At 69.0% G+C, this 24830-nt stretch carries 17 protein-coding genes and 4 pseudogenes; 13 read left to right on the top strand and 8 right to left on the bottom strand.

Going from position 1 to position 24830, the window contains the following annotated elements; genetic code table 11:
* Nucleotides 1-107: 107 nt before the first annotated feature.
* The 3 genes from D3105_RS05030 to pflB all read right to left on the bottom strand — a co-directional run bounded on the left by D3105_RS05030 (nucleotide 108) and on the right by pflB (nucleotide 3885).
* Nucleotides 108-800 carry a response regulator gene (locus D3105_RS05030; RefSeq protein WP_030580654.1) on the bottom strand — a complete coding sequence of 231 codons (693 nt, stop codon included), beginning with the start codon at nucleotides 798-800 and terminating at the stop codon, nucleotides 108-110.
* 92 nt (nucleotides 801-892) lie between these two features.
* Nucleotides 893-1630, bottom strand: a complete 738-nt coding sequence (gene pflA, locus D3105_RS05025; RefSeq protein WP_032765298.1) for a pyruvate formate-lyase-activating protein — start codon at nucleotides 1628-1630, stop codon at nucleotides 893-895.
* Complete coding sequence (gene pflB, locus D3105_RS05020) at nucleotides 1627-3885, bottom strand: formate C-acetyltransferase (protein WP_030580648.1); 2259 nt, start codon at nucleotides 3883-3885, stop codon at nucleotides 1627-1629. The genes pflA and pflB overlap by 4 nt, the downstream gene beginning before the upstream one ends.
* Nucleotides 3886-4318: 433 nt before the next feature.
* On the opposite strand from pflB, the gene D3105_RS05015 reads away from it, so the two are divergent.
* The 3 genes and pseudogenes from D3105_RS05015 to D3105_RS05005 all read left to right on the top strand — a co-directional run bounded on the left by D3105_RS05015 (nucleotide 4319) and on the right by D3105_RS05005 (nucleotide 8134).
* Entirely contained in the window at nucleotides 4319-5311 is a 993-nt protein-coding gene (locus tag D3105_RS05015; RefSeq protein ID WP_030580644.1) for an Acg family FMN-binding oxidoreductase, read from the top strand.
* A 270-nt stretch (nucleotides 5312-5581) separates the two neighbouring features.
* Nucleotides 5582-6787 (top strand): globin domain-containing protein, encoded by a 1206-nt coding sequence (locus D3105_RS05010; protein WP_030580641.1) that lies wholly within the window; start codon nucleotides 5582-5584, stop codon nucleotides 6785-6787.
* A 337-nt stretch (nucleotides 6788-7124) separates the two neighbouring features.
* Nucleotides 7125-8134 (top strand): annotated as a pseudogene (locus D3105_RS05005) (Acg family FMN-binding oxidoreductase).
* A 59-nt stretch (nucleotides 8135-8193) separates the two neighbouring features.
* On the opposite strand, the gene D3105_RS05000 reads toward D3105_RS05005, so the two are convergent.
* Nucleotides 8194-8616: a pyridoxamine 5'-phosphate oxidase family protein gene (locus D3105_RS05000; RefSeq protein WP_030580635.1), complete on the bottom strand. Its 423-nt coding sequence runs from the start codon at nucleotides 8614-8616 to the stop codon at nucleotides 8194-8196.
* A gap of 59 nt (nucleotides 8617-8675) precedes the next feature.
* Between D3105_RS05000 and D3105_RS04995 the strand changes: the two are divergent.
* Nucleotides 8676-9539: pseudogene (locus D3105_RS04995) on the top strand (MFS transporter); the annotation flags it as partial.
* Between the two features lie 142 nt (nucleotides 9540-9681).
* Here the strand turns inward: D3105_RS04995 and D3105_RS34460 are convergent.
* Nucleotides 9682-9852 carry a hypothetical protein gene (locus D3105_RS34460; protein ID WP_158709118.1) on the bottom strand — a complete coding sequence of 57 codons (171 nt, stop codon included), beginning with the start codon at nucleotides 9850-9852 and terminating at the stop codon, nucleotides 9682-9684.
* Nucleotides 9853-10072: 220 nt separating this feature from the next.
* Between D3105_RS34460 and D3105_RS04990 the strand changes: the two genes are divergently transcribed.
* Complete coding sequence (locus D3105_RS04990) at nucleotides 10073-10807, top strand: hypothetical protein (RefSeq protein WP_030580633.1); 735 nt, start codon at nucleotides 10073-10075, stop codon at nucleotides 10805-10807.
* A 164-nt stretch (nucleotides 10808-10971) separates the two neighbouring features.
* Here the strand turns inward: D3105_RS04990 and D3105_RS34455 are convergent, their stop codons facing one another.
* Nucleotides 10972-11142 (bottom strand): hypothetical protein, encoded by a 171-nt coding sequence (locus D3105_RS34455; protein ID WP_158709117.1) that lies wholly within the window; start codon nucleotides 11140-11142, stop codon nucleotides 10972-10974.
* A gap of 355 nt (nucleotides 11143-11497) precedes the next feature.
* Here D3105_RS34455 and D3105_RS04980 point away from each other — a divergent pair, with 355 nt between their 5' ends.
* The 4 genes and pseudogenes from D3105_RS04980 (at nucleotide 11498) to D3105_RS04965 (ending at nucleotide 16553) form a co-directional block, all read left to right on the top strand.
* Nucleotides 11498-12145 (top strand): CBS domain-containing protein, encoded by a 648-nt coding sequence (locus D3105_RS04980; protein WP_206272653.1) that lies wholly within the window; start codon nucleotides 11498-11500, stop codon nucleotides 12143-12145.
* Nucleotides 12146-12364: 219 nt separating this feature from the next.
* On the top strand, nucleotides 12365-15007 hold the full coding sequence (adhE, locus tag D3105_RS04975; RefSeq protein WP_107410382.1) for a bifunctional acetaldehyde-CoA/alcohol dehydrogenase: 2643 nt from the start codon (nucleotides 12365-12367) through the stop codon (nucleotides 15005-15007).
* A 147-nt stretch (nucleotides 15008-15154) separates the two neighbouring features.
* Nucleotides 15155-15402: pseudogene (locus D3105_RS35190) on the top strand (SAM-dependent methyltransferase); the annotation flags it as partial.
* Nucleotides 15403-15773: 371 nt separating this feature from the next.
* Complete coding sequence (locus tag D3105_RS04965) at nucleotides 15774-16553, top strand: hypothetical protein (RefSeq protein ID WP_234313374.1); 780 nt, start codon at nucleotides 15774-15776, stop codon at nucleotides 16551-16553.
* A gap of 2 nt (nucleotides 16554-16555) precedes the next feature.
* Here D3105_RS04965 and D3105_RS04960 read toward each other — a convergent pair whose 3' ends face one another.
* Nucleotides 16556-19987 (bottom strand): caspase family protein, encoded by a 3432-nt coding sequence (locus D3105_RS04960; protein ID WP_158709116.1) that lies wholly within the window; start codon nucleotides 19985-19987, stop codon nucleotides 16556-16558.
* 1160 nt (nucleotides 19988-21147) lie between these two features.
* Between D3105_RS04960 and D3105_RS34330 the strand changes: the two genes are divergently transcribed.
* Entirely contained in the window at nucleotides 21148-22218 is a 1071-nt protein-coding gene (locus D3105_RS34330) for a hypothetical protein (protein ID WP_123947565.1), read from the top strand.
* A gap of 31 nt (nucleotides 22219-22249) precedes the next feature.
* On the opposite strand, the pseudogene D3105_RS04955 reads toward D3105_RS34330, so the two are convergent.
* Nucleotides 22250-22636: pseudogene (locus D3105_RS04955) on the bottom strand (YjbQ family protein); the annotation flags it as partial.
* 92 nt (nucleotides 22637-22728) lie between these two features.
* Between D3105_RS04955 and D3105_RS35990 the strand changes: the two are divergent.
* From D3105_RS35990 to D3105_RS04945, 3 genes are all read left to right on the top strand, one after another.
* On the top strand, nucleotides 22729-22812 hold the full coding sequence (locus tag D3105_RS35990; RefSeq protein ID WP_311307964.1) for a putative leader peptide: 84 nt from the start codon (nucleotides 22729-22731) through the stop codon (nucleotides 22810-22812).
* 276 nt (nucleotides 22813-23088) lie between these two features.
* The gene (locus D3105_RS04950) at nucleotides 23089-23976 is read left to right on the top strand and encodes an ABC transporter permease (protein ID WP_118900356.1); all 888 of its coding nucleotides are present in this window, start codon (nucleotides 23089-23091) and stop codon (nucleotides 23974-23976) included.
* Nucleotides 23949-24818, top strand: a complete 870-nt coding sequence (locus tag D3105_RS04945; protein ID WP_118900354.1) for an ABC transporter ATP-binding protein — start codon at nucleotides 23949-23951, stop codon at nucleotides 24816-24818. The genes D3105_RS04950 and D3105_RS04945 overlap by 28 nt, the downstream gene beginning before the upstream one ends.
* The last annotated feature ends 12 nt before the right edge of the window (nucleotides 24819-24830 follow it).

Here is a 24830-nt window from a genome sequence, read left to right as displayed (position 1 = left end):
CACCGCCTGTCGGCAACCGTCCCGTGCACCACCACAGTAACGGCTCGAACAGGAGCAGGACGAGGGACCGTCGCAGCCGTGCGGGCCCGCCGGCCGGGCCTTCGCCTTCAGCGCCCGTCGGGTCGCATACGGTCGCGGGCCTGGGTGGCGATGACCGCGGCCTGGACGCGGCGCTCAACGCCGAGCTTGGCGAGCAGGCGGGAGATGTGGTTCTTCACCGTCTTCTCCGCGAGGTACAGCCGCTGCCCGATCTGCCGGTTGGTCAGCCCTTCACCGATCAGGTCGAGGATCTCGCGCTCGCGGTCGGTCAGGCCCGGCAGCATCTCCGGCTCCTCGGCCGGACCTCCGCCGCGCAGCCGTGCCATGAGCTTGGTCGTGGCACTCGCGTCCAGCAACGACTGCCCACGGGCCACCGTCCGCACGGCCGTGACCAGGTCCGATCCCTGGATCTGCTTTAGGACGTACCCGGCGGCTCCCGCCATGATCGAGTCCAGCAGTGCTTCCTCGTCGTCGAAGGAGGTCAGCATCAGACAGGCCAGGTCCGGCATCGTCGAGCGCAGTTCACGGCAGACGGTCACCCCGTCGCCGTCGGGCAGACGCACGTCGAGGACGGCCACGTCGGGCCGCAGGGCGGGGACCCGCACCAGTGCCTGCTCCGCTGTCGCCGCTTCCCCGATGACCGTGATGCCCGGTTCGTCCTCCAGCAGGTCGTGTACCCCTCGCCGTACCACCTCGTGGTCGTCCAGAAGGAACACCTTGATCGGCTTCCCCGTGCTGCCGTCCTGCTCGCCGTGCGCCATCGACCGCTCCTCGTATGCCTCGTCCTGTGCCGACATCCTCATCTTCTCGGACAGCCCGGGACCAGGGCCGATCGGCCCCACTTTCGCCCGCGTCAGTGGGCCACGAGCCCATGCTCGCGGAACTGACCCCGTACTCGGTCCACCAGCGCCGGGCCGGGAATCGGCGTGTCACGCAGAGGGAAGGGGACGCCCAGTGCGTCGTACTTGGCGGCGCCGAGCTTGTGGAACGGCAGGACGTCGACCCGCTCCACGCAGCCCAGGCCGGAGAGGAACGCGGCAAGCCCGTCGACGGCGGATGCGTCGTCGGTCCAGCCGGGTACCAGGACGTACCTGATCCACACACGCTTGCCCAGCCGCTCCAGGCGGTGCACGAAACTCAGGGTGGGGGCGAGTGCGCCGCCGGTCAGCTTCCTGTAGGTGGTGGTGTCGAACGACTTGATGTCGAGGAGCACCAGGTCGGTGTCGGCGAGGAGCTCGTCCGAGGCCCGGGCCCCCAGGAGTCCGGACGTGTCGAGGGCCGTGTGCAGACCGGCCTCCTTGCAGCGGCGCAGGAGCGTCCCGGTAAAGGCCGGCTGGAGCAGGGGTTCACCGCCGGTGAGGGTGACCCCGCCACCGGCCGTGGTGATGAAGCTCCTGTACGTGCCGATCTCCGCCATCACCTCGTCGACGGTGGCCTCCCGCCCGTCGCGCATGTGCCAGGTGTCGGGATTGGCGCAGTACAGGCAGCGCAGTGGGCAGCCGCTCACGAAGAGCACGAACCGGGTCCCGGGACCGTCCACGCCGGTGGACAGGTCCCAGGAGTGGATCCGGCCTGTCGTCACGGTGCTCACCGTGCTCCGTGGAAGGTGCGGCTGATCACGTCGAGCTGCTGCTCGCGGGTCAGGCGGACGAAGTTCACCGCGTAGCCGGAGACCCTGATGGTCAGCTCGGGGTACTTCTCCGGGTGCTCCATGGCGTCCTCCAGCACGGCCCGGTTCAGCACGTTGACGTTCATGTGGAAGCCGCCCGCGGATACGTAGGCGTCGAGGATGCCGACCAGGTGACTGGCGCGTTCCCCGGGGACGTGCCCCAGTCCCTCCGGGGTGATCGTGGTGGTCAGGGAGATGCCGTCCCGTGCGGCGTCGTAGGGCAGCTTGGCCACCGAGAGGGCGGAGGCGGCCACGCCGTGCTTGTCGCGGCCGTTCATCGGGTTGGCCCCGGGAGCGAAGGGCTGTCCGGCGCGCCGGCCGTCAGGGGTGTTGCCGGTGTGCTTGCCGTACACGACGTTGGAGGTGATGGTCAGCACGGACTGGGTGTGCTCCGCGTCGCGGTAGGCGGGGTGCTCGCGCACCTTCGCCATGAACGACTCCACCAGGTCGACGGCGATGCTGTCGGCACGGTCGTCGTTGTTGCCGTACACCGGGAACTCCCCCTCGGTCCGGAAGTCCACGGCCAGCCCCGTCCGGTCGCGGAAGACCTTGACACGGGCGTGCTTGACAGCGGACAGGCTGTCCACGGCGACGGACAGGCCGGCGATGCCGCAGGCCATGAAGCGGTGAACGGGGTAGTCGTGCAGCGCCATCTCGATGCGCTCGTAGGCGTACTTGTCGTGCATGTAGTGGATGACGTTGAGCGCGTCGACGTACGTCTGCGCGAGCCAGTCCAGAACGCGGTCGTACGCGGCCGACAGCTCGTCGTAGTCGAGGTACTCGCCGGTCAGGGGCGGCATCTCGGGGGTGATCTGGTCGCCGGTCATCTCGTCCTGGCCACCGTTGACGGCGTACAGCAGTGCCTTGGCGAGGTTGACGCGGGCTCCGAAGAACTGCATCTGCCTGCCCACCGCCATGGCGGAGACACAGCAGGCGATCGCGGTGTCGTCGCCGGTGCGTGTCCGCATCAGGTCGTCCGACTCGTACTGGACGGCGCTGGTGTCGATGGACACCTGGGCGCAGAACTTCTTGAAGCCGTCCGGGAGCCGCGAGGACCACAGCACGGTCAGGTTCGGTTCCGGGGCGGGGCCGAGGTTGTACAGGGTCTGCAGGAAGCGGAAGGAGGTGCGGGTGACCAGCGGGCGGCCGTCGGCACCGATGCCGCCGATGGACTCCGTCACCCAGGTCGGGTCGCCGGAGAACAGCGTGTCGTACTCGGGGGTGCGCAGGAAGCGGACGATGCGGAGCTTGATGACGAAGTCGTCGATCAGTTCCTGGGCTCGCGTCTCGTCGAGGATTCCCCCGTCCACATCGCGCTGCAGGTAGACGTCCAGGAAGGTGGAGGTCCGGCCGAGCGACATCGCCGCGCCGTTCTGCTCCTTCACAGCGGCCAGGTAGCCGAGGTAGAGCCACTGCACGGCCTCGTGCGCGGTAGCCGCGGGACGGCTGACGTCACAGCCGTACGTCGCCGCCATCGCCGTCAGCTCGCCCAGAGCCCGAATCTGTTCGGCGAGTTCCTCCCGGTCGCGGATGACGTCCGCGGTGGACGGCCTGCCGTCGAGGCCGTCGCGTTCGGCGCGCTTGGCCTCGATGAGCCGGTCGGTGCCGTAGAGGGCGACGCGCCGGTAGTCCCCGATGATCCGGCCACGACCGTAGGCATCCGGCAGTCCGGTGATGATCCCGACCCTGCGGGCGGCGCGCATCGCCGGGGTGTAGGCGTCGAACACGCCGGCGTTGTGGGTCTTGCGGTACGTGTCGAACACCCGCGTCACGAACGGGTCGGGCTCGTAGCCGTACGCCTTCAGCCCGTTCTCCACCATGCGCAGGCCGCCGTTGGGCATGATCGCCCGCTTCAGCGGCGCATCGGTCTGCAGCCCGACGATCAGCTCACGGTCACGGTCGATCCAGCCGGGGGCGTGCGAGGTGATGGTGGAGGGCGTGGCGGTGTCCACGTCCAGGACGCCCTTGCGCCGCTCCTCGGGGAACAGCGCGCTGACCTTCCCCCATACCGCCCGCGTGCGGTCCGTGGCACCCGTCAGGAAGGCGGCGTCGCCCTCGTAGGGCGTGTAGTTGGCCTGGATGAAGTCACGCACGTCGATACGCGCACGCCACCCGCTCCCCGTGAACTGTCGCCAGGCGTCGGCGGTCCGGGGGGCGGCTGTCACCGTCGCGGTCATCGCAGGTCCTCTCGTCGGACGGTCTCGTCACTGCCGATACTCGTCGTACGGACCGGTGGCGATCAGTGCCGGACAGGGCACCGGGCGGGCCCCGTGCGGCCCCGATCGGCGGGACCTTCGGCCTCCCACGGACAGATACCGGCGCGGTGGGGCGAGCCGGTCTGCGGCGGTCTTCGCTCCGGAGCCGAGTGGGCTTCAGCGCCTGTGCCCCGCATCGCCCGCCACCGGCGTGCTCTGCCGGGGGCCGTGGACGTCGCGCGTCGGCGGCAGCCGCTGTTCCGATGGCCCAGAGCCACGGGCTCTCCTGAGATGGACACCGGAGTGGGCCCGCAGGGTGCGGAGCGCCCATGGCGGTGATGTGCTGTGTCCACTGGTCCGCTCACTGGGTACCCGGTAAGTGGAGACCGCGTTCCGGTACGAGTGAGGAGGAGACGTGGCATTGCGGCATGTCGATGAGGAGACGGTGGTTACCTTGGTGGCCGCGGCCACGGCGGCACCCTCCATGCACAACGCGCAGCCGTGGCGCTTCCGCTTCCTGAGAGGCGAGAGTCTCCTGCTGCTGTACGCCGATGACGAGCGGGCCATGCCGCGCTCCGATCCCGGTAACCGGGCGCTGCACATCGGCTGTGGGGCCGCGCTGTTCAATCTGCGTGTCGCCGCCGCGCACGCGGGCCTCGCCCCGGACGTCCGGCTGCTGCCCGAGCCGCAGGACCCGCTGTTGCTCGCCGCCGTCCATCTGGCCGAGCAGGCCGGGCACGAGCGGGACGATGCCCTGGCGCGGCTGCACGCGGGGATCCGGCAGCGGCACACCAGCCGTCACCCCTTCGCGGAGACGGACATTCCCGCAGATGTACGGAGCATGCTGCAGGACGCCGCCGCGCGCGAGTCCGCAGCTCTGCACTTCCCCGGCCCCTGGCACGCCGAGACGGTGCTCGACCTGGTTCGCGACGCGGAGAGCCGGGACGCCATGGACCCCGGCGCCCGCGAGGACCTCATCCGCTGGACGCGGCTCGGTCCGGAAGCGGACACGGCCGTCGACGGCGTCCCCGAGTACGCCTTCGGGCCCCGCAAACGGGACGGCAGAGCCCCCGTACGGGACTTCGCCGGACGTCGGCCGGTGGCCGACCGTGGCACCACCACCTTCGAGTTCACCCCGCACCTGGCCTTGCTGAGCACCTCCGGTGACGGCCCTGAGGACTGGTTGCACGCCGGGCAGGCACTGGAACGAGTACTGCTGGAGGCCACCCTGGCCGAGCTGGCGACCTCTCTGACCTCCCACGCGCTGGAGACCGCAGAGCTGCGGCTGCTGGTACGCGACCCGGGATCGGGCTTGGGGCAAGTGCAGATGGTGCTGCGTATCGGCTACGGCCCGAGGGGCCCGGCCACCCCCCGCCGCCCGGTGAAGGACGTTCTGCGCCTCACGTGACCGGGCCTCGCCGACGTGTGAGGACTTGCGCGCGTCAGGCGCCGCCGGCCGCCCCGGAAACCCGGGCGAGCACGCACGGCCCGTTCCGTACGAGGGGTGGTAGGGCCTTCCGCGCTTCCACGACCCGGCCGACGGGTTAGTTGCCTGACTCCGGGGCCCCCGGAGCCGGTCGGCCCCACAGGGAAGGCCGATCGGCCCATCTGGCCCGGCACCAGGACCCCCAGGATGGTGAGCACAGTTCCCCTGCACACCACCTTGTCGAGGAGACCCATGCTTTCGCCCGATTCGGCCGCCGTCGTCCGCGCAACCCTGCCCGCCGTCGGCGGGGCTCTGGACGAGATCACGGCTCGGTTCTACGGCACCATGTTCGCCGAGCAGCCCGAACTGCTGGACGGGCTGTTCAACCGCGGCAACCAGGCAAACGGTGGTCAGCGCCGTGCTCTTGCCGGTTCCATCGCCGCCTTCGCGCAGGCGCTGCTCGCCGATCCCGAGACCAGGCCGGACGCCCTGCTTTCCCGGATCGCCCATAAGCATGCCGCGCTCGGGGTGACCGAGGACCAGTACACGATCGTCCACAAGTACCTCTTCGGTGCCATCGCGGAGGTGCTCGGCGAAGCGGTCACGCCCCAGGTGGCCGCCGCCTGGGACGAGGTGTACTGGCTCATGGCCGGCGCCCTGATCGCCCAGGAGACCCGTCTCTATCAGGAGGCGCAGGTCGACCCCCGTCACCCCTGGCGGCAGTGGACGGTGGTGGAACGGCGCGAGGAGACCCCCGACGTGGTCTCCTTCCTGCTGCGCCCGGCCGACGAGGACCCCGTGCCGCCCGTCCGCGCCGGCCAGTACGTCAGCGTCAGGGTGCGGATGCCCGACGGCATACACCAGGTGCGCCAGTACAGCCTGTCGGGCGCCCCTGGCGACCAGCTGCGCCGGGTCACCGTGAAGCGGGTGGCGAGCCTGTCCGACGCGCCCGAGGGCGAGGTGTCCACCCAGTTGCACCGCGCCGTCGGGGCCGGTGACCAACTCACCCTGTCCGCTCCGTTCGGCGATGTGGTCCTCGACGAGGCAGACAGCCCTCTGCTGCTGATCTCGGCGGGCATCGGCTGCACCCCGATGGTCGGCATGCTCGAACACCTCGCGGCGACCGGAGCCACCCGCCCGGTCATGGTGCTGCACGCCGATCGCTCTCCGGCAGACCATGCCTTGCTCCCGGACACCCACCGCCTGGTCGGCAGCCTGCCCGCCGCCCGGGCAGAGTTCTGGTACGAGCAGAACGCCGCTGCCGAGCCCGGCGCCCACTCCGGTCTGATGGACCTCAAACGGCTGAACCTGTCCGCCGACACCGATGTCTACCTGTGCGGCTCACTGCCCTTCATGCGGGCCGTCAGGGCACAGCTGATCCAGTCGGGCGTCCCGGCGCGCCACATCCGCTACGAGGTCTTCGGCCCCGACCTGTGGCTGGCCCACTCGGAAGCCTGAGCACAGGCGGCACGGGGGACGTAGGGGCCGGCGACCTGATCAGCGACGGAGGCTGTACGAGCTACTGCTGCCCGGCGGCGGCGAGGAGCGGCCGCCGTCGCCAACCACCGGTAGCTGCTCGACGAGCCGCCTGCGGAGGTCCTTGCCCTGAGTACGCCTGCCGTCCTCACTCGGCCTCGCTCCGGGTTGTGCTGGGCGGCCCCGCCCTGCCCCTGGACCCGGCGGACCACGGTTCGGGGCCGTGTGGCGGGCAGGGAGGGGCCGCCCAACCCTCCCGTGAGCAGGCAGGGCGCCGCAGAGTGGGTGACACGCGGAGAGCTTGCGAAGGAGAGTCGCCATGAGGACCCGGGAAATCGATGCCACAGCCGTCCAGACCCTGCTGGCCGCAGCGGTGGCCGCGCCGTCGATCCACAACACGCAGCCCTGGCGGTTCGGCCTGGACGCGGACACCAGGACGGTCGAGTTCCGTGCCGTTGCCGGACGGCGGCTACCGATGACCGATCCCGACCTCCGTGCCCGCCACATCTCTGTGGGCGCGGCCGTCTTCAATCTCCGGGTGGCCGCGGCGCACCTGGGCTGGCGGCCCGTCGTCCGGCTGCTGCCAGCCGCTGACGATCCCGACCTGCTCGCCACCGTGCACCTGGCCGGGGGCGGCGAGGATGGACCCCCGTCCTTGCGGCCGCTGTACGAGGCCGTCGAACGGCGTCACAGCAGCCGGATGCCCTTCACCGGCCGCCCCGTGCCTGAAGCGATCGTGACGGAGATGATCACTGCGGCGCACACGCAGGGCGCGCGTCTTGAGGTCCCCGACATCGTAAGGACCAGCCGTCTGCTGCGGTTGACCCAGGCGGGCGAGGTCCGAACGCCTCCCACCCCGGCCGCACGGCAGAGGCGCACCGCTGGCTCACCGCCCCAGGACTCGACTCCGGGTACGGCATCCCCGTCACCGCGGTGGGAGCCCTGGACGCGTCCGGCCGGATACCGATGCGGGACTTCACCGGTCAGCTACCTGTGCCGCACCTTCCTGCCCTGCACTTCGAACGCCACACGCAGGTAGCACTGTTGTGGACGGCGCGGGACCGGCACCAGGACTGGCTGAGGGCGGGCCAAGCGCTGCAACACGTGCTGCTCACGGCGACCTCGTACGGGCTACGCACCTCCGTGCTGCACCAGGCGATGGAATGGATGGATCTGCGGGCGGCGGTGAGCGGTTCGCAGCAGCGGTGCCCACAGTTGCTGATCCGGTTCGGGTACGGCCCCGAGGGCAGCCGCACCCCACGCGCGGCCGCGTACGCCGCATCGCCCAGGCCGGCAGTCTCCGGTGGGAGGGCCGCCCCGCCCGGTTGACCGTGTCCGGTTGGCTGCGCAGACCGGACAGGCATGCGGAAACGCCCGCGGCTTCCGCCTCATCCGGCGGTACGCGTGCCAGTGATCTCGCGTCCCGTGACCAACTCGGACTCGATGCGCACGAAGACACCGTCCCGTACGGGCATCCAGGAATGCGGCCCGGACTGCGAGAGCCGTTCGTGCTCGGCGGGCTCGGCCACCACGCCGGCCCGGCCGGTGACGACCACGCTCCAGCCCGACCGGGTCGCCGCGCTGAACTCGTCAGCCTCGAAAGCGACCACGGCGCCTTCAATGGCCTGCACGAGGTCGGAGACAGCCGAGGTGTACAGCAGAACGGAGTCGTCCTCGTCCAGGAAGAAGTTGACCGGGAGGACCGCGGGCAGCGCCTGCCGGGTGTACACGACCCGGCCGAGCGGCACTTTGGCCAGCAGACGAAGGGATTCCAGCCGGTCGAGAATGCGAATGGCGTCGTTCTCGAGCATCCCACCATTCTCCGCGTCGCGGTGTGCCGCCGAGTAGGGCCGGTCGGCCCCTTCTGCGCATCCCGGCAGTCAACGCCTGGTTCCCGCCCGAGCGGCGCGGTCTCGCCATCAGGGTTTTCGGCGCGAGTATGGGCGGCACCGCCATCAGCGCCCTGACCACGGTGAAACTGGTCGACGCCCACAGCTTGTCCACGCCGTTCCTGATCACCGCGGCGGTTCTCGCGGTGTACGCCGCGGCCGCCGCTCCCTGCGCCGTGACGCGCCCGACCGGTCCGTGCCGGCCGAGCGCGCCGCACGCCGTCTGGCCGCCACCCTCCGGCTGCCCGTCACCTGGCAGGCGTCCGCACTGTACGCGGTTGCGTTCGGCGGCTACGTAGCCTTCTCCGTCTACCTGCCGACCTACCTCAAGACCGGTTACGGCCTCACAGGCCGACGTGGCGAACCGTATGGCCGGGTTCGTTCTCCTCGCGGTGGCGAAACGCCCGTTCGGTGGCTGGCTGTCCGACCGGATCGGCCCGGTCCGCGTGCCGACCGGCTCCCCGGTCACGGTCGTGGCCGGTGCTGTCGCGCCGGCGTTCACCCTCGCCTCAGCCCCCGTGGGCACTATCGCCTTCCTGGCCATGGCCGCCGCACTCGGCGCCGGCAGCGGGGCGACCTTCGCCCCGGTGGCTCTGCGCACCCCGTCGCTGACCGGAGTGGTCGGCGCCGCGGGCGGACTGGGCGGGTTCCTGCCACCGCTGGTCATGGGGTCGCTGTTCGGGCTGTTCGAGTCGTACGCGATGGGCCTTGTCCTCCTCGCGATCGTGTCCGCCGGGGCTCTGGCCTTCACCCTGACGGCCGTCCGTGCCTCGTCCGCAGACGGTGAGGGAAAGTCCCGCGCCAGCAGGCAGCGCGAGCCCCGCACGGCCGGCAGAACCGCATGAGAACCGGCGGCCCAGACCGGCGGAAGCGAACAACAGCGACCGTCTGAACAGTTGCCTTCACCCCCGGCCCTGCTCCAACTGTGCGCGAGGAACGCACTGCTGCTCTTCACGGCGTGGCCGTTCATTCGGCTCGTACGCATGGTCATCCGCGCCGCTGCGCTACCTCACCCGGCCTCACATCGCCCACCGTGGCCTCCACGTCCAGCTTGGTGCCCGAGCCCTTCATGGCGTCGGGGAACGTACGGACGAACGAGAGTCCGACAGCCTCCACCGCTGTGAACAGGTCGCCCCCGGCCGGCAGGGACCCACTCATGCACCGTCCGCGAGACCGGCGCTCCGAACAGGCAGCCATCCGGGCGAAGGTGAGCTGCGACGCAGGACTCGCCGAACTCCGCGACCGCCGCCGACTGCCTGATGCGCGTAGCAGCTATACGTACTTTGGTTGACGCCGAAGTTGTCGCGCTCTGTCACCGTGCTTCGAGATGCGCCCCCGGTGCCGACGCACCCGGGCCGCCACTACCAAGGGAGCGGGAATGAAGGTGGACGGACTGAGGCGGGTTCCGGTCGTCGTGGTGACGCTGGCGACGGTCGCCCTGCTGGCCGGCTGCGGGGGCGGGAGCGACGGGGCCGGAGACAGCGGAAGCGGTGCCGTGACCGAGGACTCGGCGAAGGGCACGTCGGCAGGAAGGGCGAACGACGGCCCGCTGGATGCAGCCGGCCTTGAGAACGTGGCGGTCGCCGAAGCGGACCTGCCCGAATACACCTTCACCGTCTTCAAGCAGGGCACCGTCCTCGGGACCAAGGGGAAGCCGGCCGACCCGGCCGCCTGCCAGGCCATGGAGGACATCCGGCTGCGCGCGCCCGAACCCGCGCCAACCGCGGCGGCGGCCCGATCCGTCCGCCCGAAGACGGACACGAAGGCCACCGACATCACGCTGTACGCCTACGGCAAGGCGTCGGACGCCGAAGAACTTCTCACCCGCGTTCGCGACGCGGCGAAGAGCTGTACCGGCTACGAGGACGACATGGGTCTCAACCCGACCGTGACCGCTCTCCCCGATCCCGACCCGGGCCCGGCCGACGACGCCTTCGCCTACAAAAGGGAGTTGGCGGGAACGGTGCACTGGTACCGGGTGGTGCGCAGTGGTCCCCATGTGGCCGTCTTCGGCTGGCAGAGCCTGGTAGCGCACAAGAACGCGGGCGAGGCTCCGGACGAGGTGATCGCCGCGCAACTCGAAAAGCTGACGGCGTCGGCAGGCACGGACTGAGCCTCATCCTCCAGCCGGAGAGCTCCTAACACCATCGTGCTGGAGTGTGCTGGTTGGCCTGCCGCGGGGTCGGCCCTCCGCTTGCGTCCTCATACGAGTCCCAAGGGAACGGGGCCGAACCGGCGATCTCGGCCAAGCGGTCGAGGTCGGCTAAAGCGGTGAGGTCACCGCGGGTCCGCGCCGACGAGCTCCGCTTCGGGAGCCAGTCCGATGCCGGGCATCCCGACCGGACTGAACCACGTCTCCTGCTCGCCGTCCCGGGCGCCGGAGGCACGCCCGGAGGCCGGTCTGGCCGCCATGGCGGGACCGAGCAGAGCGGACACCAGCAGGGGCACGGGGCCCATCGGCCCTGTGGCCAGGGCCCGGTCGCCCCTCCACACCAGGACCGGCGGCCTCTCCTACGTGACTGCGGAGCGCGCCAGTCTTGAGGCGTGGCGACATGGTCCCGGGCAGGGGAGCACCAGATCGCCCCGGGACCTCGGTGCCCGTGAGACGTCCGCCACCATGCGAGCGCTGCACGACCGGTCCAAACGGACTCACCACGTCGGCGCCTGCCGGACGACCGCGCAGTCCCATGGCGGGACGGCTCGCAGAAGTGGGCGTCACGCGGCGCCTGCCAGGTGTGGCGGGGCGCCGGGCCAGCCATCGGCTCCGGCTCTCTTCGCCCATGCTCGTGAAGGAGGATCCATCGTGACCCCTCGCACTGTCGGTGAGGTAATGACACGGGACGTCGTGCAGGCCGGCCCGACGACACCGTTCAAGGAGGTCGTGCGACTGCTCGACCACCACCGGATCAGCGGACTGCCGGTGGTCGACACCGACGACAAGGTCCTCGGTGTCCTGTCCGGAAGCGACCTGGTACGCACCCAGGCGTACCGGAAAGGCTCCGCCCCGCCCCTGGCCGTGAACGCACAGGACATGATGTCCAGCCCGGCCATCACCGTGCACCCGGAACAGTCCGTACCGGACGCCGCCCGGCTCATGGAGCGCCGCGGTGTCGAGCGGCTGCCCGTGGTGGACGAGGCCGACCGCCTGATCGGCATCGCCACTCGCCGCGACCTTCTCCAAGTCTTCCTGCGTGCCGACGAGGACATCCGCCGAGAGGTGACCGAGGAGATCATCGGAGCTCCGGAGGAGCTTCCGTCCGACGCGGTCCTCGTCTCCGTTAGCGACGGTGTCATCACTCTCGAGGGCCGGGTGGAACTGCGTTCCCGGGTACCGGAGATCGTATACGCCGCCTGGCGCCTCGAAGGTGTGGTCGGCGTGGTGAACGGTCTGGGCTTCCGCGTCGACGACTGTGCGGAGCCGGCCGGCCCCGCTCGCAGCGGGAGCGGCTGAGCCCACGGCGAGCGGCCTCGAGCGGCGGCTCGGGCGGCCTGGGCCGACGGTCCCTACCGAGGCGGGCCGGACGGCGTCGACGAAGGCCCTCCGGGCCCTCCTGCACCAGTCGGCACCAAAGGACAGTGAGGGCAGAGAGCGGGGCGGTTCGCCGTCGCACTGCTCTTGGCCGGCACCGCCGTACACCACGGCGGCCCCTGACAACGGAGGCATACCACCATGACCCGACAGGACGTACGGACCGAGGACCGCGCCAGGACCGACGCCCCGTCCGACGCCGAGGTCGCCGTGGGCCGTCTGGTCGCGGCCGGTCTCAAGGCACTCGCCGACTACGAGAGCCTCACCCAGGAACAGGTCGACCACATCGTCAAGAAGGCGTCGGTCGCAGCCCTGGACCAGCACACCGCGCTGGCCCGTCTGGCGGTCGAGGAGACGGGACGCGGGGTCTTCGAGGACAAGGCCGCCAAGAACATGTTCGCCTGCGAGCACGTCACGCACAGCATGGGGCCCATGAAGACCGTCGGAGTCATCGGCCGGGACGACATCGAGAACATGGTCGAGATCGCCGAACCGGTGGGCGTGGTGGCCGCGGTCACCCCCGTCACCAACCCGACCTCGACCACCATCTTCAAGGCACTGATGGCGCTGAAGACCCGCAACCCGGTGATCTTCGCGTTCCACCCCTCCGCCCAGCGGTGCAGCGCCGAAGCGGCCCGCGTCGTACGGGACGCGGCCATCGCCGCCGGTGCACCGGAGCACTGCGTGCAGTGGATCGAGGCCCCCTCCGTCGAGGCGACCAACACACTGATGCGGCACCCCGGGGTCTCCCTGATCCTCGCCACCGGCGGCAACGCCATGGTCAAGGCCGCCTACTCGGCCGGCAAACCCGCACTCGGCGTCGGCGCCGGCAACGTCCCCGCATACGTCCACCGCAGCGCCAAGCTGCGCAGGGCTGTCAACGACCTGGTGCTGTCCAAGTCGTTCGACAACGGCATGATCTGCGCCTCCGAACAGGCCGTCATCCTGGACACGGCAATCTACGACTCGGCGCTCGCCGAGTTCCGCACCCTGCACGCCCATCTGGCCACCCCGCAGGAGAAGGCGAAGCTGGAGACCTTCCTGTTCCCGGCCACCGGTGGTTCGGGGGGCGGCTGCGAGCCCAAGGTCAACGCCGCCGCTGTCGGGCAGAGCCCCGCGTGGATCGCCGAGCGGGCCGGGTTCTCGGTGCCGGATAACACCTCGGTCATCCTCGTCCAAGCCGAACGTGTCGGACCCGACGAGCCGTTGACCCGCGAGAAGCTCTGCCCGGTGCTCGCCGTGCTGCGGGCCGAGGACGAACGTCACGGCTTCGGCCTGGCCGCCGACATGGTCGCCTTCCACGGTCAGGGCCACAGCGCCGTCATCCACACGGAAGACGCGGCCGTGGCGGAGGCGTACGGCATGCGGATGAAGACCGCACGGATCATCGTCAACTCCCCATCCTCCCAAGGCGCGATCGGCGGCATCTACAACGGCTTGCTGCCCTCACTCACCTTGGGCTGCGGCTCTTGGGGCAGCACCTCGGTCTCCAACAACGTCTCCGCCGCCCAGCTGCTGAACGTCAAGCGGGTCTCCACCCGCCGCAACAACCTCCAGTGGTTCAAGGTCCCGCCGAAGATCTACTTCGAACCGCAGGCCATCCGCTACCTGACCTCCATGCCTGACATCCACCGGGTCACCATCGTCACCGACGCCACCATGACCCGCCTCGGGTTCGTCGACCGGATCAGCCGCGTACTGCAGCAGCGTCGGGAGCCGGTCACCCTCCAGATCATCGACAACGTCCAGCCCGAACCCAGCATCGACTCCGTCCAGCACGGCGCCGGCCTCATGCGGGACTTCCGCCCCGACACGATCATCGCGCTCGGCGGCGGCTCCCCTATGGACGCCGCCAAGGTCATGTGGCTGCTGTACGAGCAGCCCGGCATCGACTTCGCCGACATGCGGCAGAAGTTCTCCGACATCCGCAAGCGCGCCTTCCGCTTCCCCACCCTGGGCAAGCTCGCCAGCCTGGTCTGCGTGCCCACCACTTCCGGCACCGGAGCCGAGGTCACTCCCTTCGCCGTCATCTCCGACCCCGCCACCGGCAAGAAGTACCCCCTGGCCGACTACGCGCTCACGCCCAGCGTGGCCATCATCGACCCCCTCCTCACCACGGTCCTGCCCCCGGCCCTCGCTGCCGACAGCGGCTTCGACGCCCTCACGCACGCCATCGAGTCGTACGTGTCGGTCTACGCCAACGACTTCACCGACGGCCTCGCGCTGCACGCCATCCGCCTGGTCTTCGACCACCTGGAGGCAGCGGTCACCGACCGCGGGGGTGCCCCGGAAGCACGGGAGAAGATGCACAACGCCGGCACCATCGCCGGCATGGCCTTCGGCAACGCCTTCCTCGGCATCGTCCACGCCATGTCCCACACCCTCGGCGCGACCTTCCACATCGCGCACGGGCGCACCAACGCTGTGCTGCTCCCCCACGTCATCCGCTACAACGGCGCCATCCCGACGAAGCTGACCGGCTGGCCCAAGTACGAGCACTACCGCGCTCCCGAACGGTTCCAGGACATCGCCCGCGCTCTGGGGCTGCCCGCCACCACCCCGCCCGAGGGCGTGGAGTCCCTCGCTGCGGCCGTCGAGCGCCTGCGGGACGCCGTCGGCATCGAGCCGACGTTCAAGACGCTGGGAGTCGACGAACGAGCTTTCCTGGACGCGCTGCCGCAGCAGGCCCTCAACGCCTACGAGGACCAGTGCGCACCGGCCAACCCCCGCATGCCGATGCTGGACGACATGCGGGAGCTGATGCGCACGGCCTACTACGGCTGAACACGGGGCGGTCCTCTCCGCGCGGAAGCGGCTGCCAAGGTTCCTCCGTGGGACAACGGCGACCGCCGGAGGCGGGCCGCGTGCGCTCCTCTGGTCCGGGCGCGCTCCGAGCCGGCCCAGGGCCTGCAGCGGGAGATCCGCGCACGACTTCTCGTCGCTCCGATCGAGCAGTTCAAGGAACTCGGGTACGACGTCGTGGAAATGATGCTGGCCGACCAGAACAGCTGGGACCGCTACGCCGCGGCCCAGTGACTCAGCATGCACCGCTGGCTCGATGAGAACCCGGAGGACGAACTCGCCACCGTAGTAAGGGAGGAACTCACCACCGAGCCCGCCCACTACGCCCGTCCCGGGCGTGAGTACCTCAGCTGGGCATCTTCGCCCTCATGGCTTCCCCTCTACAGTCCCACCGAAGCGACGCGCTATCCGAAGAAGCTCAACCGCACCTGACGGTTGTGATTCGAGACGTTCGTGTCCACCAAACTCCGTTGAGGCAACCCAAGAATAGCTGGCCCGCCCGCCTTCTACAGCCGACGGCGATACTGCCAGCAGCCTCTAACACTGGGCGCACAGGCCGGTCCATGCGACTGCCGGCGCAAACGGCGTGGGCTCGTTCACCGCTCATGGTCCGGCAGTTTCGCCACATCGACCTGCAGCAGCGGCTCTCCGCCCGGCGCACGTTCGGCCGGGTCACGCAACGTGCGCTCGGCTCGGCATCCGACAACTGCCGTCCATTCACCTACGGTTGCCAGGGGCAGGTGCGTGGGTGAATGATCTCGGAGACAGGGTCGGGGCCCTCCACGGGGGCATTCGGGGCAAGGGGGCAGCCATCTCTTCGGTGATCGTCAATGTGTTGGTCGGTCTCGCGACCAGCCTCATCGGTGGTGCGTGTGTATGGCTCTGGGAACGGAGCAAGCGATCCCGGTTCGTACGGCGCAAGGCAGCCTTCTTCGGCGTGGTGCCGGGCGAGACGTGTGTGGTCATTATCGGCAACAAGCACAACCTGCCGGAAGCGACGAACCGCAAGGACGTCCGCGCGATCATCGAAGTGGCGACGCTGGCCAGTCAGCTCGGCAGCGATGTGGTGACGGAATCCAGCAATGAATACCGCGGCAGCAACGATGCTCGTACGGAGTTCTGCATCGGCGGCCCGCTCGGCGACGCCAACATCCGCACCGGTGGCCATCTGGCGGCGCACCTGCCTGGCGTATCCATTCTCCCGTACAGTCAAGAGGCCGATTCGGCGGCCTTTGTGGTCGACGGTCACCGGTACCTGTTCGAGAAGGGCAGGCTGGAGTACTCGCTGGTGGCCAAGTTCACACCCCCGGAATCCACCCGCCCGATCTTCCTTGTCTGCGGACACAGTTCCTTGGCCAACCAGGCCGCCATCCATTACCTCAAGCGGCATTACCGTGACGTGGCACGCTCCCTGGATTCGTTGGACCGTTTCTGCATCCTGATCAAGGTGCCGAACATCGGAACGTACGGCTTCCATGCCGCCGTCCTGGAGCGTGACATCACGAGAGCGGCATTCGCCCGGAGCTGACGTCAGTAGCCTCGGACATCCGTCGTCGAGTCATGACGGAGAGAGGCTTCTCCCAGGACGCGGGAGGCAGCCTCGGCCCAGGTGACACGGGCCGCGAGAGCGTCTCGTACGACGGCCATCCTGCCGAAGGCGGCCTCGCGGTCGGAGAGACATCCCTCGATCCGCATGGCCCAGGTATCCGCGTCGAGTGGGTCGTCCCTGATGACCGGCACGATCAGCGGGTCGGCATCGCCGCCCAGGAACTCGCGTAGAAGCAAGGCCAGACCACTGTTGGCGCTCACCAGGAGCGGAACTCCCCGAATGATGGCCTCCAGCCCCGCCAGCCCGAAACCTTCCCGGCGTGACGGCATGATGACCAGGCTGGCCCGTGCCATGTCCGCGTCCAGGCGACGAGGATCCGTCGAATAGGGGCGCACGACCACATCCATTCCGGGGACTCCCGACCATGCGCCGATGCGTTCCTGCTGCATGTCGGCCATGCCCGGCGGCGCACCGCGCACCACGAGTTCGATCGGCTCGGTGGACGCTTTGGTACGCAGTTCGTGCACGAGACCACAGGCTCGGGCGCCCAGATCGACGCCCTTGAGCATGGCGTCCTCGGTGCGGCCCATCATCAGCACCTTGAAGGGCTTGCCCGGCGGAGGAGTGCGCGCGGCAAGCCCTCTCGGTGCCGGAAGATCGAACCCCGGGTCGATCCGGAGTGGCTCGAGCCCGTCCTCGTCGCAGAGTTCGTTGCGGAACCGCTCGTACAGACGAGGTCCAACGGCCAGAACTCGGTGGGCGGAGGCCCCGAGTCGCCGCTCGATGTCGGTGCGTTCCTCCGCTCTGTGCGCTCGGTCGGTCGAGCCGTCGGGTTTGTGCCATTCAATCTCGTCCGGCGCCATGTGGACAATGTGCAACCGTCGGGCCCTTGGGAAGAAGTCCTCCTGCAAGTGGGCCGCAGCCGGACCGGTGGTGCGGGCATGGCCGATGATGAGGTCGGGGTCGACGCCTGGAGGCAGACGGGGTCGGCGGGTGAGCTTGCCGTAATCGGGGGCACCGGGCGCTCCCGGGTGGCACAGCAGGGTGACGCCCTTGGCCGCCGCGTCGGCGACTTCGGAGTCGTCAGCCGCGACCACCGCGCAAAAGACGGCTGCCCCCGCCGAGACTAGTGCAAGGCAGAGGTGGCGGTTGAATGTGCTCAGGCCGCCGTGCGCGGACGACCACTCGGTGGCGACGACCAGAACGGTGACACGGTCGGAAAGAATGCGGGAGGCGATCTGCTCGATCCGCTCCTGTGGGGAGGCGACACCGGACAGCACCGACGACCCCGCAGAGCGGGTTCCCATCACAGCGCTGGTCTCCAGGAGCGCGCGCAGCAACGGCCCGGACACGGCGTGCCGCACATACGCGTCATCCTGCAGCAGCCCGTCCAGGACATGTCCGGCAGCGGCGTGTGTGGCCAGATGTTCGCGGATGTATAGGGGTGCTGCCTCCCAGTCCCGTTCTCTGGTGGTGGAGACAGGGACCTGCCGCAATAACGCCTCAACGAGCCGGCGGTGTACGGTGCTGTCCTCTCCCGGGGCCTGCAGATGCTCCATCAGATCGGATTGAGCCAGCCGGTACACCTGACCGTCGGTCGTCACGCCTTCAGCGACGAGAGCGTCCGTGTTCTCCTGCGCGAGGAACCACCGCACAGCGGCTTCCTTGCAGGACGTGCCGGCGAGGGCTTCGGCCAGCGGGGCCCACAACCGACCGGGCAGGCCAGCTCCCTGAGCGTAGGCCAGCGGCAGCAGAAGGCGTACTGCCAGCTCTCTCTTCGGCCCGTAGCCATCGAGGTAGCGCCTGAACAGATCGTCGACGTCTCCTGACGAGAGGTTCGACAGATCGCCGCCGGGCACCTCGCCGTGCAACACAGCACGAGTCAGCGCCTGCGCCATGGCGAAGGAGCCCCGGGCTTCGTGGGCAATGCTCTCCGCCTCAGCGGCAGCGCGCGCCGGATGAGCACGGTACCTGTCGGAACTCCCACGGCCCGATTCGCTGGCTCGACCTTCCAGGAGCAGGCGGGCATAGGCTCTGAGGTCGGTATCGTCGCTATATTTCGGTGTATCCAGGTCGATGACGTGGACGTCCTCACCGAGCGACGCTATGAGGGATCGCCGGATGCCCACCATCAGACGGACCGCCGGCAGCCCGACCAGCGGCGCGATCACCTCCGCGATGATCCGGTCGCTCTCCAACGCTTCGTCGAGCCCGTCGAGAACGATCACTACAGGGTCGGTGCGCCTAGCGAGTGCGGCGTGCACGCCTGCGAAGGACGAAGGATGCAAATCGAGTGAGGCTGACAGGCTCTCAACGACGTGCTCGACCGTGCGGCAGTTCATCGCAATGGCCGCGAGTCCGGGCGGCGGCAGCACGTCGGGGGGCACACTCAGTCGGGCTGTACTGTCTGGGTCCGTGAGAGCAAGAACCCTGCCCAGCAGCGCCGACTTCCCGCTTCCCGGTTCACCAGTGACAACAAGTGGACGCACTTCGGCCCCGGACGTACCGAGCCAGTCCGTAATCGCTCTCAAGGCCTCAAGACGTCCGACGAACAAATCACCCGGTTCTGAGGCGTACGGCACACCTCGACTGCGTGACATGAAATGGTCATGCGGTTCACGGCGGAGCCGGACGACACTGGGAATGTCCAGCGAGTCGCGCGGAAGGCCTGAAATATAGGCAGGGTTCGGAAAGAAGGGGCTTTCCCCGCTCATCGTGCGGCCTGCCGCGACGGCCCGCTGAGGGACACCGTGAGTGCCGAAGTGGCGATTGATGCCTTCCGCCACCCGTTCCACGCTCAGATAGCGTTGCCGCTTGCCTGCGGACATTCCGGTGAGCACGTCGCCGAGCGCCTTGGCCATGGCTCCTTCCATGGCCATCTCGGTACTAGTGGCCGAGGCCAGTACCCAGGTATTACCACTCCCGGCCGAAGGTACGCATCCCAGCTCGATGAGCGAGCGCACCGCGTCGCTCGCGGTAGCTCCTGCGTAGCACGTGTCGATGATGACCAGCACGCTCCCGGCCAGGCTGTTCGCCACCATGCCGACGAAGTCGGTTCCAGCGATAGCCGTGTGAGGAAAATCCTCGCCGTCGTCCGCGCCGATCAGGTAATGGCGATCCTGATAGAGAGCGCCGTGCCCCCCGAAGTACGCGACAACCACATCGTCCGGACCCAGCCTGGCCTGCCTGCCCCAGGCGCTCAGCTCCTGCCGGAGCTCACTCGAAGTGGGATTGACGGAGACGGATGGCAGCACCCGTTCGTAACCCATCGAGGCGAGAAGGTCAGCCACGTGCTCGGCGCCCTCGACAGTCCCCGAAAGATCAGAGAACGGCTCCTCATGGCGCGAGACACCTACCACGACCGCATAGCGACGCCCGGAGCTATGGACATGCCCCTCTTCAGCACCGCTCACAGCCGCCCTCTCCGCCCGCCCAGCCACCGCAACTGGCACAAGACGATACTGGAAGAGCGCTCGGCCAGAGAGGGCTGTCGCGTCGAAGTGGAGCACAGCAACGAGCCTGGACACCATGAATGACGCCACCAAGCCAGGGTCCTCGCAACGGCCCAACGGGCATCGGAGCTCTGACTAGTTCACCTGCTTCACATGGCACACTGGCGGGAGGGCAACGTGGGCACACGGGTCGTGCCCGCTCCCGGCTCCTCACCGATCACTGCGGCGTGGGTCGCGTCGAGCGCGACGGCGCACTTGGTCCTCGTCGAGGTCCACGAGTTCGTTCCTCGGGTTGGACACCCGTCGGATCACGAACGTCTCCCCGGTGAAGGGCGCAACGAGTCTGCGGACGACCAGCCCGATGCGATGGCCGGCCACCTCGGTCGCACTCACTGCCCTCGACGAGCTCACCAACTAAACGGTTCGCTGCCTCAACTCGCCCCAGGCCGGGCATCTGCGGATGTAAGCGCGGAGCCAGTCCATACGCTCGGCCAATCGGGGAGAGGCCGGCCGGTAGACATCGAGGAACCGCTCCAGAACCGTCTCGGGCCGCACGCCATTCCATACGAGGTTCCCGTCGGCGTGGGTCATCTGGGCCGCACCGGGTCCCCCGAGGCACTAGACCAAGCGCTCCAGCTCCCGCAGGTTGCCGTCAAGTGCTTCCCGCCCGAGTGTGAAGCGCGGTGTCTCCCATGACATGCCGGACAGGTTCTGCGGCTCCATCCCGACCGGCGGCAAGTCGTCGTCCGCAGAAGCGCTCCACAAGGCGCGGGGAGGATGCAGCCGCAGTGCCACCTACCGAGGAGAAATGCCGAGCTCGGTGATTCCTCCCATCTCCTGGCGTTGGTCCTCGATCATCGCCGTCAGACGCTCCTGGGCGTCCAGGACCCCCGGCTGACGTAGAGGCGGCAAAGACCGCATAGCCGGTGCGACGTGCGAGCGACATGGTGAACTGGCTCAGCGTGGCGTAGGTCTGACGGCTGTGCCCCGGGAAGACCCACCACCCGCGGCATACTGGTGCGCGAGACCGGTTGGTCGGGTCGCCGCAGTGCCAGGCATAGACGCGCGCTCCCCGGACGAGATTCGTCAGCGGCCAGCCGCCGGGCAGGCGATACTGAGGCGTGGCACGTATCGTCTTTCCTTCCGCGCCGGTCGACAGCGAGCAGACCCGCAGCTTCCGCACCCACGCCTCATACATCCGCGCGTTCCGTGAACTTGCGCTCGGCGACAGCAGAGCGGAAGACGCTGTCGTCGGCCTTCATGACTCTGCGGCCTCAGCCCTGTTCAGGGCTGATGTGCCATCGCGTTACTGCAACCGAGAACAGGTGATGGCATGCCTGCGTCGCGCATGGGCGACCGCTCGCCTGCTGGAGCACACGCACACACTGGCCGGAGACTCCGAGATTATCCGGCTCGCCAACAGCTGGGGAGCTGTTCAGTCCTACTACGTTCTCTACGGGGCCGCCCAGGCCTTGATCGTGGCCGAAGGTGGCGAGCGTCCGCAGATGCACGAGCCCACGAAGCGGCGCTACGTGGATCTGTGGACCTCTCGCAGTCTGCAGATTGCGCCTTGGACTCTCGCGGCGACGGCTCCAGGGACCCGGCTTGCTGACGGGGACGGGATCCTCGGCGGCCCCAAGCGTTCCCTAGATTTCGATTTGCACCCGTGGGTGGCGTGGCAGGGCGAACAAGCCTGGGACATCGCGGCCAAGGCCTTGCGCTCCACCCGCCAGTTGCTTGTCGAGGACCGCCTCGCCAAGAGGCGGCGTGAAAAGCTCAATGCCAAGAAGAAGCAATGGCGCCTCAACGAGGAGGCCCGGGCGGCGACGGGCCGAAAGCCCGAGCCTGAGCCGAAGAGTGTCAGGCTGACCTCGGCGGAGCGGGACACCGTAACCAGTGGCATCCGCCCTGCGACCATGGCTGACTACCTCTACCGCCTGCGGATCAAGGCCAACTACGAAGATGTCACCGTCTTCTCCAACGGCCCCGCTTCGGACGGTGAGGCAACGGAGGTGAGCGCGGACCTAGTCGCCGTGACCTCTGCGACATTGCTTGTCCACGAGCTGCGCATTGCCGCGATCATCGGCGTCGACGAACTCGTTAAGGCTATGGACTTGGTGCTCCAGCACTCCTCGGGAGAATCCTCAGGCTGCATGGCACATCGTCGTGATCTGCATGACCGGCTCTCCTGATCCAGTGGAGGGCGTCGCCAAGGTTACCTAAGTTGCTGACCCTCGACTCCACCAGGCAGACCGACTGCCACGTCCCCAGCTCCAGCCGGCCGCCGATCACCGGCAGCGTGGCGTGGGGTGGGACCAGGGCCGGGAGTACGTGGTCGCGGCCGTGGCCGGGGCTGCCGTGGCGGTGTTGCCAGCGGTCGTCGGCGGGGAGCAGGTGGTGGAGGGCGGCCAGGAGGTCGTCGTCGCTGCCCGCGCCCGTCTCCAGTACGGCGATGCCGGCCGTGGCGTGGGGGACGAAGACGTTGAGCAGGCCGTCGCGGCCGGGGGCGGTGCGGGTGAGGAACTCCTCGCAGGCGCGCGTCAGGTCCGTGACCGTCTCGGCCGTACCCGTGGTGATGTTCAGGACCGTGGTGGTGAAGGAATCGGACATGCCTCCATCATCACCTCACCGGGGTGAAATGAGGCGTCCACGCTCCGAGACGCCATTGACCGTGTCCCCACCGGATCACTACGTTCAGCGCCATGTTCCGATCAGCTCTGCTCACTTCGCGCGGTCACATCGACCTGCTGCGAGTGGCTTCCGCCGCGTGTTGTCGCGGCTGCTGACGTTCCCTCGGTGACTTCCTGGCCGCGTCCGGCCGCGTGGCGTCCGTCCGCGCGTCGGCCTCGCTGCCAGCCGTATTCCGTCGCTCGTTCTGGTGTAGTCGCGTCCGGCTCCGTGCCGCTGCGCGCCCGCATGCGCTGAGTCTCCCCGCCCCGCATCCCTTTCGCGTCCTGCCGGCCGTCGGCCGGTCCTCGTGCGTGCATGGCTACGCGGTTGCTCCGGCATGTCTGCGACCCCCTCCCTCTGCGCGCGTCCCTGCGCCCCTTCCTGGAGCCGTCATGACCGTCAGCCACGCACCGCCGTCCGCGATACCCGTACCCCTCGAGAATCCTTCCGCACCGACGCGTACGCCGCCCGAGCTGGAAGCCGTCGTCCCGGCCTCCGTCCGGCGGTCGCGGTTGCGGGCCGCTCCGCGGTGGGTGCGGCGTGCGGTGGGGCCGCTGCTGTTGCTCGTGCTGTGGCAGGTGTTCAGCGCCACGGGGGTGCTCGATCCCGATGTGCTCGCCTCGCCCGGGACCATCGCCCGGGCCGGTGCCGATCTGATGGCCGACGGGACGCTGCCCGCCGCGATGGGGGTCTCGCTCCAGCGTGTGGTCGTGGGGCTCCTGCTCGGCGGGGTGATCGGGACGTCGCTCGCGCTCGTGTCGGGGCTTTCGCGGCTCGGGGAGGATCTGGTCGACGCGACCGTGCAGATGCTGCGGACCGTGCCCTGGGTGGGGCTCATCCCGCTGTTCATCATCTGGCTCGGGATCGGCGAGGCGCCCAAGGTGGCCCTCATCGCCCTCGGCGTGGCCTTCCACCTGTACCTGAACGTGTACGCCGGAATCCGCGGCGTCGACGCCCAACTCATCGAAGCGGGGACGTCGTTGGGGCTCGGGCGATGGGGACTGGTACGGCATGTCGTGCTGCCGGGTGCGCTGCCGGGAGCCATGACCGGTCTGCGCTACTCGCTGGCGACGGCCTGGCTCGCGCTCGTCTTCGGTGAGTCGATCAACGCCGACGCCGGAATCGGGTTCCTGATGAACCAGGCCCGGGAGTTCTTCCGGACCGATGTGATCGTCGTCTGTCTCGTCGTGTACGCCTTCCTCGGCCTCACCGCCGACGTCATCGTCCGGATCCTCGAAAGGCTGCTGCTGCAATGGCGACCGACCTTCACCGGCCAGTGAAGTCCACCCTTGAACCCGGCTCCGCCGCCGGTGCTCCGACGTCCCACCAGGACGCCGAAGCCGCCGTACGCGTCGATGGGCTCACCCGCTCCTTCGACGGGCGTGCCGTCATCGACGACCTCGATCTCACCCTGAACACAGGCGAGTTCACCGTCCTCCTCGGACGCAGCGGGTGCGGCAAGTCGACCCTGCTTCGAGTGCTGGCCGGGCTCGACCGGGAGATCTCGGGCACCGTCCTGGTGCCCCGCCGCCGCGCGGTCGCGTTCCAGGCCCCGCGCCTGATGCCCTGGAAGCGGGTCTGGCGCAATGTACTGCTCGGGCTGCCGGGCAAGCCCGAACGCGCCATCGCCGAGCAGGCGTTGACGGAGGTCGGTCTTGCGGAGCGAGCCGGGGCGTGGCCCAAGACGCTGTCCGGCGGCGAGGCCCAACGCGCTTCGCTGGCCCGGGCCCTGGTGCGCGAGCCCGATCTGCTGCTGCTCGACGAGCCCTTCGGCGCACTGGACGCGCTGACCCGGATCAAGGCCCAGCAGCTCGTGGCCGAGCTCTGGCAGCGGCGCGGCTGTGCGGTGCTCCTGGTCACCCACGACGTGGACGAGGCCCTGCTGCTGGCCGACCGGGTGCTGGTGATGCGGAACGGGCGGATCGCGTACGACACGTCCGTCGCGCTGGACCGGCCGCGCGAGGTCGGCTCCCCCGGCTTCACCGACCTGCGCTCCCGGCTGCTGACCGAACTGGGCGTCGAGGGTGCGGGCCGCACCCAGGCCCGTACGGAGAGCACGGAGAGCCCCGACGTATCGCCCGCACATCCTCACCCCCACCCCCGCCACGGAGACCCGTCATGAAACGCCGTACTC

This window comes from Streptomyces globisporus, from assembly GCF_003501885.1.
Taxonomy (GTDB): domain Bacteria; phylum Actinomycetota; class Actinomycetes; order Streptomycetales; family Streptomycetaceae; genus Streptomyces; species Streptomyces globisporus_D.
This window is presented reverse-complemented; position numbering and strand designations above follow the sequence as displayed.

Bases quoted from the DNA above. Each gene is read 5' to 3' on its own strand.
- D3105_RS05030 (WP_030580654.1), bottom strand. From the start codon at position 800: ATGGCGCACGGCGAGCAGGACGGCAGCACGGGGAAGCCGATCAAGGTG.
- pflB (WP_030580648.1), bottom strand. From the start codon at position 3,885: ATGACCGCGACGGTGACAGCCGCCCCCCGGACCGCCGACGCCTGGCGA.
- D3105_RS05010 (WP_030580641.1), top strand. From the start codon at position 5,582: ATGCTTTCGCCCGATTCGGCCGCCGTCGTCCGCGCAACCCTGCCCGCC.
- D3105_RS05000 (WP_030580635.1), bottom strand. From the start codon at position 8,616: ATGCTCGAGAACGACGCCATTCGCATTCTCGACCGGCTGGAATCCCTT.
- D3105_RS34460 (WP_158709118.1), bottom strand. From the start codon at position 9,852: ATGAGTGGGTCCCTGCCGGCCGGGGGCGACCTGTTCACAGCGGTGGAG.
- D3105_RS04990 (WP_030580633.1), top strand. From the start codon at position 10,073: ATGAAGGTGGACGGACTGAGGCGGGTTCCGGTCGTCGTGGTGACGCTG.
- adhE (WP_107410382.1), top strand. From the start codon at position 12,365: ATGACCCGACAGGACGTACGGACCGAGGACCGCGCCAGGACCGACGCC.
- D3105_RS35990 (WP_311307964.1), top strand. From the start codon at position 22,729: ATGTTCCGATCAGCTCTGCTCACTTCGCGCGGTCACATCGACCTGCTG.
- D3105_RS04950 (WP_118900356.1), top strand. From the start codon at position 23,089: ATGACCGTCAGCCACGCACCGCCGTCCGCGATACCCGTACCCCTCGAG.
- D3105_RS04945 (WP_118900354.1), top strand. From the start codon at position 23,949: ATGGCGACCGACCTTCACCGGCCAGTGAAGTCCACCCTTGAACCCGGC.